Consider the following 11,133-nt stretch of genomic DNA (forward strand, 5'->3'; position numbering starts at 1 on the left):
TTCTTGGTGGAACATAATTTGAAACCTTATTAATGAAAGAATAATTTTGACGCAAGGATCTTTGATAACTAGAAAAATTGTGCCAAGCAGCACTTGTATTAGTACCATCCTTTGCTTTGACTACCTTTCTCAAATGATTTTAAATTATACTAGATAAAATATAGTAATAGCAATATGCAAATAATATTTTAAGACACTTAAATAATTTTTACTAATTGTGTTGACAATTAGTAAGCAGAGAACTACACTTACTTATGGTTAATAGCTTACTTATTAAAAGTGTTCGGGAAAGGAGTACAAACATGTTGAATTTAACTGCTAACAATCAAGTTGTTAATGTATGTTGTCAATGCTGTCAACTTTCTTTGTCATGCAGAAAATTCAGCATACCGTACTTCAATAATTAATAACGCTATATTCTTGTAATTAGTAATTAAAGACCTACGATCTAAGCTGAATTTAGATTTCGTAGGTCTTTTTGTATTGTTTGGAGGTTTTTTAATGAATTGGAATGTTATCCAGCAGGCAATGCCTGTGTTTATGGCCGGGTTCAGGTTAACACTTTGGCTATCATTAGTCGGAATCATCGGTTCAATCATAGTGGGAATTATCGCCAGTCTATTTCAATATTTTAAGGTGTCAGTTTTAAGTCAGATATCTACGGCTTATGTAGAACTCGCTAGAAACACGCCATTGTTGATACAACTATTTTTCTTGTATTATGCTTTTCCAATTTTGGGTTTGAAGATGTCCGCAGAAGTTTGCGGCATTATCGGATTAATCTTTTTAGGTGGAGCATATATGGCAGAAGGTTTTACCGGTGGCTTTAATGGTGTGACTAAGAGTCAAATTAACAGCGGCAAAGCATTAGGCATGAATCGCTTGCAACTAGCTAGATACGTCGTTTTCCCACAAGGTCTGGCACTCAGCGTACCTGCACTAGCTGCCAACATTATCTTTTTAATTAAAGAGACCTCAATCTTCTCAGTAATTGCAATTCCAGAGTTGACTAACACAGCGATGGACTTGATCGGGATGTATTACCGTTCCAATGAATACTTATTCATGCTGGTAGTCGCATATGCAATTATTTTAATTCCATTAATTTTGATTTTGAATTGGTTAGAAAAGAGAGTTCGTTATGGTGCATTCGGGAATTAATGTTTTATTTGAGGGAACCAATCTGGCGCGACTATTTGCTGGATTGTGGGCATCAATTTGGATTGCTGTCGTTTCATTGCTTATTGGTTTAGCCCTAGGAACCATCTTCGGTATTCTGCGTACGATGCATAATAAAGTTGTTCGTTTTATTTTGCGACTATACCTTGAATTCTTCAGAATAGTTCCAACTATCGTTCTGCTTTACTTGGTTTATTACATTTTGCCAAGAACATTTCATGTTAACTGGTCCGCAACCTGGATGGCAGTTCTAGCATTTTCATTATGGGTGGCAGCTGAATTCAGTGATATCGTTCGCGGAGCACTTGAATCAGTACCAAAGAGTCAACGTGAATCAGGACTTGCACTTGGCTTAAGTAATCTTCAACTATTTAGGTATGTTTTATTGCCACAAGCAGTTAAATTAGAGCTTCCAGCAACGATTAATTTGGCAACTCGTGTCATTAAGACGACCTCACTTTTGATGGTGATCAATATTATGGAAGTAATTAATGTGGGCCAGCAGATTATCGAAGCTAACAATCAGAAGTACCCAACAGGCGTCTTTTGGATTTATGGTTTCATCTTCATTTTGTATTTCATTTTAGATTATCCATTATCAGCTTGGGCAAAGCGTTTAACAGCAAATAGAGATTAGGTGTAATTATGACAGAAGAAATTTTAAAGGTAGAACATTTAGATAAATATTACGGTAATTGGCAAGCCTTACATGATATCAACTTTAATCTTAAAAAAGGTGAGGTGCTAACTCTTCTTGGACCGTCTGGTTCAGGTAAAAGTACGCTGCTCCGCACTTTGAATGGACTAGAGGATTATCAAAAGGGCAGTATCTATTTCCACGATAAGAAGATCGATCCAACTACTAAAGAGTGGCAATTGCTTAGACAAAAGATCGGCATGGTTTTCCAGAGCTATGATCTTTTCCCTAACTTAACGGTGATGGAAAACATTTTGCTTGCTCCAGTTAAGGTGCAAAAGCGACAGGAAGATGAGGTTAGAAAGCAGGCTGAGGAGTTGCTTGAGCGGGTAGGGATGCAAGATTATGAAAATTCCTATCCAAGAGAATTATCCGGTGGTCAAAAGCAAAGAGTTGCGATCGTTAGAGCGATGGCCATGAATCCTGAGATTTTGCTTTTGGATGAAATCACTGCATCCCTCGACCCCGAAATGGTTCGCGGCGTGCAAGAAATCGTCGAGCATTTATCAAACCGAGACCATATGACCATGATCGTCGTTACTCACCAAATGAATTTTGCTGAGAAAATTGCGGATGAAGTGCTCTTCCTTGAAGATGGCAGGATTCTTGAAGATACACCGGGAAAAGATTTCTTCAAGAATCCACAAACAGCGCGTGCGCGTGAGTTCTTAGATAGTATGGACTTCTAATGGAGGACGCAAATGAAAGATAAGAATATTTTTAATTGGATCATTAGCGTTCTAGCCATCATTTTAGTCGTCGTTTCTGCTTATTTTGGCTTTACGCAAAAAGGACTAAATAGTGGTACTTCAGCTAGTCGCTGGAGTAGTCAAAATGGTGTTTCTGAAATCAAACGTCGTGGTTATATCAGAGTGGCCGTTTTTGGCGACCTGCCACCATATGGTTGGGTTAATTCCGACGGTAAGCGTGTAGGTTACGATGTCTACTTGGCTCGCCGTATGGCTAAGGACTTAGGCGTAAAAATCAGATTTGTCCAGGTTAACGCCAACAACCGTGTAGATACCTTGAATTCAAATAAAGCTGATATCGTTTTGGCTAACTTCACAGTTACACCAGAAAGAAAAGAAGTCGTTGATTACGCTAAGCCATACATGAAAGTTTCAGTTGGGGTAATTTCACCAAAGAGTGCACCAATTAAGTCGGCTAGTCAGTTGAAGAATAAAAAGTTGATCGTCACTAAGGGTACGACTGCAGAAAATTACTTCACAAAGCAAGGCAATGTCAACTTGTTAAAATTTGACTCAAAGACGCAGCAATTCAACGCGCTTAAAAATGGTCGCGGGGCAGCATTAGCCGATGATAACTCATACCTCTATGCTTGGGTAAAGCAAAATCCTAAGTACACCGTTGGTATTAAGAGTATTGGACCTAAGCAATACATCTCGCCAGCTGTTAAGAAGGGTAACCACTCACTACTTCGCTGGGCTAATCGAGAAATTACCAAATTAAATAAGGAAAGGTTTTTTGTCGAAGATTACAACAAGGAATTAAGACAATACTTTGGTAAGGATATTAAGCCAACAGATATTATTTTGAAACAGGGTAAGTAAACTAAAAGGGAATACACCAATTAATTTGGTATATTCCTTTTTTGTATGGTGTGCTAATCTAATCATAAGAAGATTTTGAAAGGAAGACTTATGACTACGATTTATTTAATGCGCCATGGCCAGACTTACTTTAACTTATGGCATAAGATCCAGGGTTGATTCGCCTTTGACTGAAGAAGGGATTAACCTAGCAAAAGAAATGGGCCGCTATTTTAAAGAAAGCAATTTGATAAAGCTTATGCATCAACTGCTGAAAGAGCATCTGATACTTTGGAACTAGCTACAGATCATCAACTGCCTTATAAACGTTTAAAAGGATTGAAGGAAGAATACTTTGGTTCATTTGAAGCAGAAGATGAGCGTTTGAATCCACCTGTTCCTTGTGGTAACTTCTTTGTGAAGTATGGTGGTGAAAGTACAGATCAGATTCAAAAGAGAATGCTTGATACGATGAGGAGATTGGTAGAGAAAACAAAGCAAATGAAAACGTCCTAGTGGTTTCTCATGCAGGTGCAATCTTTAACTTTCTTGTTGCCGTTGATATCGACATTGAAAAGGTCTTTAAAATTGGTTTTACCAATGCATCAGTGGCTAAAATCGAAGTAACAAACATTTAATTAAAAATATAAAGGGATAGAAATATGTTATTGAGTATCTTTAGTGACGGAAATTGGCTTTTCCCACTTTTAGTTCTTTTAGCTTTATTAGGAACTGGAGAATATATAGCTAAAAAGAAAAATATGCCGAAGATCGACAAAATCAGCAATATTACTGGCTATGTAGTAATGATCAGTTTGCTGATTATCTATTGGATTTTGTATTTTGTTACACCCAAAGATGTATCACTATATAATGTTTTGTTAGTAACGATCCTTACATTTTATATTGTCAGTGACAAAGTATTAGAACATGTCAAAGATCGATTAAAGTCGAAATATGGAAAATTAAAAGTTACAATTTGTCGGTTCCCGCTTTTTTTAGTTGGATCGCATTTTTCTATGGTAAGTTAGATTATTGCAATAAATAAGAATAGACTTGCAAATTATTAGTCATATTTTTTGTTCCGCGTGTATAATGAACTAAAAATATTATAGTAAAAAGATATCGAAATGAGGGATAGATTTTGAGAATCAACGTTTTACAACATACACCTAATGAAGGTCCAGGTTCAATTGAAAAATGGGCTAATGAACACAACGCCGAATTTTACGTATATCATCCAGCTACTTTTGGCAAGTTGCCAACTGCAGATGAAACCGACATGTTGGTAATCTTGGGCGGACCAATGAGTCCTAACGACGACTTCCCATGGATCAAGCAAGAAAGAGAATTAATCAAGGAATTAGCCAAAGAACACAAGCCAATGTTCGGTGCTTGCTTTGGTGCACAACAAATTTCCATGGCCTTTGGCGGTGAAGTTTCAGATGCTAAATACAAGGAAGTAGGTTGGGCTCCTGTATATTTGAAGAATCATGAAATTCCAGGCATCCCTGACAAGTTGACTGCTTTGCACTGGCACCAACAAATGTTTTCAATTCCAGAAGGTGGCAAGTTGTTGTTCTCAAGTGACTTGCTTGAAAACCAAGGCTTTTTATTAGGCGACAACATCGTCGGTTTGCAATTCCACTTTGAACCAATGGAAGACAACTTACGTGAAATTGCCATTAATGATAGTTCATACCCAGATGATAACAACGCTTTGAAGCAAAATGCTAGTGAGATCATTGCACATGGTGTGCCAGCAGAAAACAAGGATGTAATGTTTGCAATTTTGGATTACATTACTAAATAGTACTTGAAAGAGATATTTTCTATGACTAAAATTGCAATTATTGCGAACAACAGGGAAAAACGCAGAACGTATTCAAGAAATTGCGAGAAGCAATTGAAGCTTCGAGTGTTCTCCAAATTGATGATGAAAATCCTGATATAGTTATTGCCATTGGTGGCGATGGAACCTTGATGTCAGCTTTTCATAAGTATTTTGATCAGATCGATCATATTGGTTTTGGTGGTATTCATACTGGTCAGCTAGGTTTTTATACTTGGCATGAATTAACAATTGAGGAAATCAAGACATGGGGGAGTAAGCATGAACCAACAACCATTCATCTTAGACTTTGATAAAAATCATCATGCAGTACTTGAGCCAGATCATGACCAAGCACCGTTTCATTTTCATTCACGTTTACTTTATGCATTCGTGCCAAAAGAAGAAATAGATTCATTCTTAGATAAGCATCTGCACCGCACCATAGGAATGTTTGATACTATTTCTTTTACTCCAAAGGTTTATGAAGTCGAAATTAATAGTGAACTTTTCACCCTATGTCAAGCACCATTGGGAGCACCTGCGGCAACTCAACTTTTAGACTGGTTAATAAGTTATGGTGTTAAGGAAGTTTTAGCGGTAGGAAATGCGGGTGCATTAGTAGACCTACCAGAAAATACCATGCTTTTACCTAATCGTGCAATACGCGATGAAGGTACTTCTTTTCACTATATGGAACCAGGGCAGTTCATTGACTTGAACGCTCAATTTATTAAAAGAGTAGAGGAACAACTTAATAAGTTAAATCTTAAATATGATGAGATAACGACTTGGACAACAGATGGTTTCTTTAGAGAAACTCCTAAGAAGGTCGCACAGTTTCGTCAACTAGGTGCAAGCACAGTAGAAATGGAATGTGCTGCATTGGCTGCTTGTGCTCAATTTAGAAAAGTTGATTTTACGCAAATATTATTCACTGCGGATACACTAGCCGATATGGATAATTATGATGAACGCGATTGGGGCAGCGCTTCACACACAGCAGGTTTAGAGATTGGATCACAAATTTTGACGCAAATTTAGTTTATTATTAGTACATAACCTAACGAAAGAGTAAATGAAATGCTGAAAAACATAATTTTTGACTTTGGAAATGTATTAATTGACTACGATCCTGATAAGATCATTGACCACTATGACGTAAATGACGAAGAACGTGCTATTTTTAAGAAAAACATCTTTGGTTCAAAAGAATGGCTTGAAGTGGATGCAGGAAGGATAACTGAAGATGAAGCTACCGATATATTCAAGAGAGAACTCCCAGCAGAATTGCAACCCAAGATTGAAAAGATTATGACCACTTGGCCTGAAGAAGTGATCTATTTTCCTAAAATACTAGCTTTCATGAAGGATATGCACCAAAAGGGGTATCACTTGTTTGCTTTATCCAACACGGGGATGCGGTTTGCTAATTATCTAATGAGCACCGATTATGGCAAATATTTCGAAGGTGAAGTTTTTTCAGCAGCTGAAAAGTTGATGAAGCCAGATCCTAAAATTTATCAAATTCTGCTCAATAGATATCAGTTAGTCCCTGATGAATGCCTCTTCATTGATGATCGTCCGGAGAATACGGAAACTGCTCAGAAGTTGGGGATGCATGTCTTTACTTTTAATATTAAGAAGCTTCCTGAGTTGAAAGAATATATAAATGAATTGAAATAATATTTAAAGTCGTCATGAAGACGGCTTTTTTAATTGCCTTTAAAAATGGGGGGATTAAAATAAAAGCATAACTGTAAATTCATAGAGAATGATTTATATGAAGAAAAACAAGATTATATTAGCCTCAGTTGCAGCTTTAATGGCTGTAAGTCCAATGCTTTCATTTGGCTCACAGGCTCACACAGTTCAAGCTGCAGATACCAATGATACAAATAAGATGATTATGCACACCGCTGTTGCTTATGATAAAGATGGCAACAGCACTGGCGTAAAATATAATGCATTTAGCTATGCTAGATTAGTAGCTGGCCCTGTAAAGATTGGTGATGGCATTTATTATAAAGTTGCCGATAAAGATCAATATTTAAAGGCTACTAACATTGACGGTGTAACTAGAAGAATTACACATAACACTTACATCTACAGTACTTCTACACGTCGTACTAGTTACCAAAATAGATGGAAGTTGTACAGAGGTCAGACAATCACTACTTATGGTGGTTCTTACAGATTTAAGAATGGCAAGCACTGCTTCAGAGTAGGCGGTCCAGCTAAGCAATACGTTAAATCATATAACTTAGGACCAGTTATTAGAGCCAACACCACAATGGCTCCAAATAGCAATAATACTTCATCAAATACCACTACTAACAAGCCAACTGACAACACAACAACCAATAATACTCAACCAGATGAAACTAATGTAACTGTAACTGCTAGAGTTGCCAACCTTTGTGTAGAAGTACCTGATAAAGATATGGTCCAACCTTCTGGAAAGACAGCTAAAATGGGAGATAAGTTTGTAGTTGACCGCCTAGAACAAGGAACACGTGCTGGTACTGGACGAGACGGTGATGATGACTGGGAATTAGCCATTTACCATATCAAAGGTACAAACTACTGGATTTATAATTATGCTGTTAAAGCAGCTAAAGATATTTACCATGCTGACGGTACTGTAATTAACTTTAATGGTGATCGCCCTCGGAAACAATCTGGACGTTTTAAGGTTGATAAATTACTTTATCTTTGGGTTCCAAGTGAAAACAAAGCAGAATTATTCTATCATTTAGTTTATAATTCTGTAGAAGGTAGCAAGGGTAGCCTTAACTTTACTGATGGCTATGTAAAAGCTAGTGATGTTAAATTTGACACTGACAGCGTTGCTTTAACACCATCAAACACAGCTGCTGAAGCAGAAGCTGCCGCAAAGAAGTAAATATAATATAAAATCTCGAATAAGCGTAAGAGAGTCTGATAATGTCAGGCTCTTTTTGCTAGGGCAAAAAAACACCGATGACCTTCACTAAAAAGATCGTCGGCGTTTTCATATCTATTATCTTAAAGCATACTATGCTTCTTCATTCTTTCTTCAAAGATGCCATTAACCAAATCAGTCATTTCTTGTTTTTGACTATCAGTTGGTTCACCATCTTCAAATGCCTTGTATAACTCTGAATGTTCTCTAGCAATTAACTTGCAAGTATTATCAGTAGCATGCTTTCTAAAGATCTTTGGAATTTTCTTCAAATATTCTGGTTTAACTAGAGCAATAATTTTCTCGTTAGTTGTCATTACACTAACCTCCAAATAAAGTTTAAAAGATATTTTAAACTTAACACTTTAATCTTTCAACCTATTTCTTCCATTTAAAAGAGAAGAGCTTCTTCTTATTTTCTTTATCTTTAAAATGCTTTTTAACCTTTGGAACCATTTCATTACCGTAGATTTCAATTGCCTTCATAATGTTAGAAAATATTGGTTAAATATATCCACTTTATTTTATTTGAACACATTTTCCTATCTTATCTTCGTTTATTAATATCTGCTTTCAACCTTTTTAGTACACTCCCAAACTTTTGCTAGCTTAGAAACTATAAGGACAACTTTACAAAAGCGTCAACCGATAAACTTGGATAAGATTTATATTTTCTTTGCTAAGTAGTGCCCTAAAACTTAGGACTCCATTTAACTGGACGTAACACTACGCCCGCTATCTCGTCATTCACTTGGAAATTCGAGAATACTTTTCTAATTATTTGCAAAGCTCCGTTAATATCCGCATTGATTAAGCGGTCATCATTAGCTTTAAACAAACCACGTTTAATTCGTCTGTTAACAGGGCTTTTACCTTGTCGTTTTCTGCTTTTATTGCCGTTTTCCCAACAAGGCTGTTCATGATCTAAACTACTAGTTTGACTAGTGTAACTTTCGTTAGTTTGAATAACAGTAATTCCTGCTAAATTAGCCTTGTATTTAATCATGTCGATCATAACTTGGTGGGGAATGCCAACAAAGTTTTGATTATTTCTTTTCCCTATATTTGAACTTCTTTTCCATGACTTGTTCTTGCCGATGACAATTGTGTTTGCCTCACAGCTTAACGCATAATCCACGATACGTTTAGATGCTTTGTGGGCAAATTGCCTAATTTTGTCATTGCGCCAAGCAGTAATTTTCTTCATAGCTTGGGTATCTTGATAGACAACTTTCTTACCTTGTTTGGTATTAATTATTCGTTCAAGCTGATGGTATCTAGCTTGAAGCTGTCTTAATTCAGCACGCTTTTTATTATAATACTGGTTAACCGACTTAATTCCACGACCGTTAATGAGTAGCGGACGATTACCAGTGTTAGAAGCGCAAGCAAAAGCATTATCAATTCCTGGATCAATCCCAATATATTTACCGTTATCTGGTAAGTATTTAATTTCTTTATTGGCTTTATATGGAACAATTACTTTATAGCCATTAGCGACAGGTTTAAAAGCAACGCGTCCAATTTTTTCAATATTAGGCGCAAGTTTTAGCTTTAAATCCAATTTTGGAACAATCAAATAGCCATCTTTAACTTTAGCGTTTTGATTAGTTACAAAGAAGGTATGGCGTTTGTCCCGTAAATAACGGGGCAATCTTGGTTTTCCGCTAAACTTGCTAGGATTTACTTTGTAGGCTTTCAGCGCTTTAAAGAATGATTGCCAAACAGTTGTGACCTCTCTTAAAGTCTGTTGTGCCGATTGGACATAGCCTAAGCTATGATAAAGCATTAACTCACGCTTTTGATAACGTTCTTTAAATATTTGATCGAGTTGACTATAGCCTTTAATATATTTCTTTTTAAAAAAGCCTTGTCTTAAGTCAAAAAGGGCACGGTTGTACAAATTGTGTGCTACTAAAGAATACTCATCAAGCTTCGGAGTAGCTTTAATTAGATATTCACTGGCTAGTTGCTCATATTGCAAGTCATTTCTAGGAACTTGCTTATTCTTTTTTGCCATCTTTTTCACCGCCTTTCTGATTTAAGGTGCTTTCTATAAGCTTACGTTCCACTCGTCTATGAGAATATTCTCTCATAGAGAAGCAATGCAGTAGGCTGATAATTTCTTCAAACAGCTCTTCTTCATCAGTCTTAGGATTCAGCTCATTTGAGATAGTTTCAATCGTTGTCCCGTAGTTTTTAAACAAGTATTCAAATAGCTCAAACCCTACACGACTCAATCTATCTTGATGAGTAATGATTACTCTTTCAACTTTGCCTGCCAAAACTAAGTCTAATAATTTAAAGAACTGTTTTCGATTTTTAAAAGAGATGCCACTGGCAATATCTGAAAAGGAATTATCGACATGATAGCCTTTATTTTCAGCGAAATCACGTAATTCTTGCATTTGATTAGCTAAATCATGTTTTTGCTTATAAGTAGAAACACGACCATAGAGAATAGTCTGACGAGGAGTATGTTTATTTTTAAACAACCAAACCGAATCATCGTCAAACTCAAATTGACCTGTTGGCTTTTGAACAGCTTTAATAAAGCCTTTTTCACGATAACGCTTCAAAGTTGAACGGCTAATTTGAAGTATTTCCATTACTTGATTAGCTTTCATAGTTTCACCTCCTTGACTAAAATTATATCATATGTATTCAATAAATAGGCGAAAGTAAAATAAAAAGATCATATTATTACATCAAGACTAATAATATGATCTAATTTAGTTAATTATTTCTTACTATATCTTCTGTGCCATGCTCTATGTCCTTAAAAATGGCTGTACTTGGCGTGATTTGCCGGGTGATATGCAGGTCTGCCTGTATTAGAAGTGGTTTCTAAGATAACTTCGTTAGGAATAGAATCAACGAATTCACTGATAACACTGGCAATGTGATTTGCAGGGATAGAAAAATCCAAATT

12 protein-coding genes and 2 pseudogenes are annotated in these 11,133 nt (G+C 36.3%); 11 read left to right on the forward strand and 3 right to left on the reverse strand.

All coding sequences use genetic code 11. The features are described 5' to 3' along the window. The first annotated feature begins 501 nt into the window (after positions 1-501). From BN1206_RS04935 to BN1206_RS04985, 11 genes and pseudogenes are all read left to right on the forward strand, one after another. Positions 502-1,161 carry an amino acid ABC transporter permease gene (locus BN1206_RS04935; protein WP_013641935.1) on the forward strand — a complete coding sequence of 220 codons (660 nt, stop codon included), beginning with the start codon at positions 502-504 and terminating at the stop codon, positions 1,159-1,161. Further along, on the forward strand, positions 1,142-1,816 hold the full coding sequence (locus BN1206_RS04940; RefSeq protein WP_013641936.1) for an amino acid ABC transporter permease: 675 nt from the start codon (positions 1,142-1,144) through the stop codon (positions 1,814-1,816). Before BN1206_RS04935 ends, BN1206_RS04940 begins: the two co-directional genes overlap by 20 nt. 8 nt (positions 1,817-1,824) lie before the next feature. Further along, positions 1,825-2,565: an amino acid ABC transporter ATP-binding protein gene (locus tag BN1206_RS04945; RefSeq protein ID WP_013641937.1), complete on the forward strand. Its 741-nt coding sequence runs from the start codon at positions 1,825-1,827 to the stop codon at positions 2,563-2,565. 12 nt (positions 2,566-2,577) lie between these two features. After that, complete coding sequence (locus BN1206_RS04950) at positions 2,578-3,447, forward strand: transporter substrate-binding domain-containing protein (protein WP_052542994.1); 870 nt, start codon at positions 2,578-2,580, stop codon at positions 3,445-3,447. A gap of 90 nt (positions 3,448-3,537) precedes the next feature. Then, positions 3,538-4,064: pseudogene (locus BN1206_RS10335) on the forward strand (histidine phosphatase family protein). A 24-nt stretch (positions 4,065-4,088) separates the two neighbouring features. Beyond that, entirely contained in the window at positions 4,089-4,457 is a 369-nt protein-coding gene (locus tag BN1206_RS10065) for a hypothetical protein (protein WP_052542995.1), read from the forward strand. Between the two features lie 113 nt (positions 4,458-4,570). After that, complete coding sequence (locus BN1206_RS04965) at positions 4,571-5,239, forward strand: type 1 glutamine amidotransferase (protein ID WP_052542996.1); 669 nt, start codon at positions 4,571-4,573, stop codon at positions 5,237-5,239. Between the two features lie 116 nt (positions 5,240-5,355). Further along, positions 5,356-5,520, forward strand: a pseudogene (locus tag BN1206_RS04970) (NAD kinase); the annotation flags it as partial. 19 nt (positions 5,521-5,539) lie between these two features. Continuing rightward, entirely contained in the window at positions 5,540-6,301 is a 762-nt protein-coding gene (locus tag BN1206_RS04975) for a nucleoside phosphorylase (protein WP_052542997.1), read from the forward strand. A 39-nt stretch (positions 6,302-6,340) separates the two neighbouring features. Next, the gene (locus BN1206_RS04980) at positions 6,341-6,943 is read left to right on the forward strand and encodes an HAD family hydrolase (RefSeq protein ID WP_052542998.1); all 603 of its coding nucleotides are present in this window, start codon (positions 6,341-6,343) and stop codon (positions 6,941-6,943) included. A gap of 97 nt (positions 6,944-7,040) precedes the next feature. Continuing rightward, entirely contained in the window at positions 7,041-8,162 is a 1,122-nt protein-coding gene (locus BN1206_RS04985; protein ID WP_052542999.1) for an SLAP domain-containing protein, read from the forward strand. A 122-nt stretch (positions 8,163-8,284) separates the two neighbouring features. Here the strand turns inward: BN1206_RS04985 and BN1206_RS04990 are convergent, their stop codons facing one another. From BN1206_RS04990 to BN1206_RS05000, 3 genes are all read right to left on the reverse strand, one after another. Beyond that, complete coding sequence (locus BN1206_RS04990) at positions 8,285-8,518, reverse strand: hypothetical protein (protein ID WP_013641956.1); 234 nt, start codon at positions 8,516-8,518, stop codon at positions 8,285-8,287. 374 nt (positions 8,519-8,892) lie between these two features. Beyond that, positions 8,893-10,221 carry an RNA-guided endonuclease InsQ/TnpB family protein gene (locus BN1206_RS04995; RefSeq protein WP_052543000.1) on the reverse strand — a complete coding sequence of 443 codons (1,329 nt, stop codon included), beginning with the start codon at positions 10,219-10,221 and terminating at the stop codon, positions 8,893-8,895. Further along, positions 10,205-10,828, reverse strand: coding sequence for an IS607 family transposase (locus tag BN1206_RS05000; protein WP_052543001.1), 624 nt, complete (start codon positions 10,826-10,828; stop codon positions 10,205-10,207). The genes BN1206_RS04995 and BN1206_RS05000 overlap by 17 nt, the downstream gene beginning before the upstream one ends. Between the last annotated feature and the right edge of the window lie 305 nt (positions 10,829-11,133).

Source organism: Lactobacillus sp. OTU4228 (assembly GCF_001006945.1).
Lineage (GTDB): Bacteria > Bacillota > Bacilli > Lactobacillales > Lactobacillaceae > Lactobacillus > Lactobacillus amylovorus.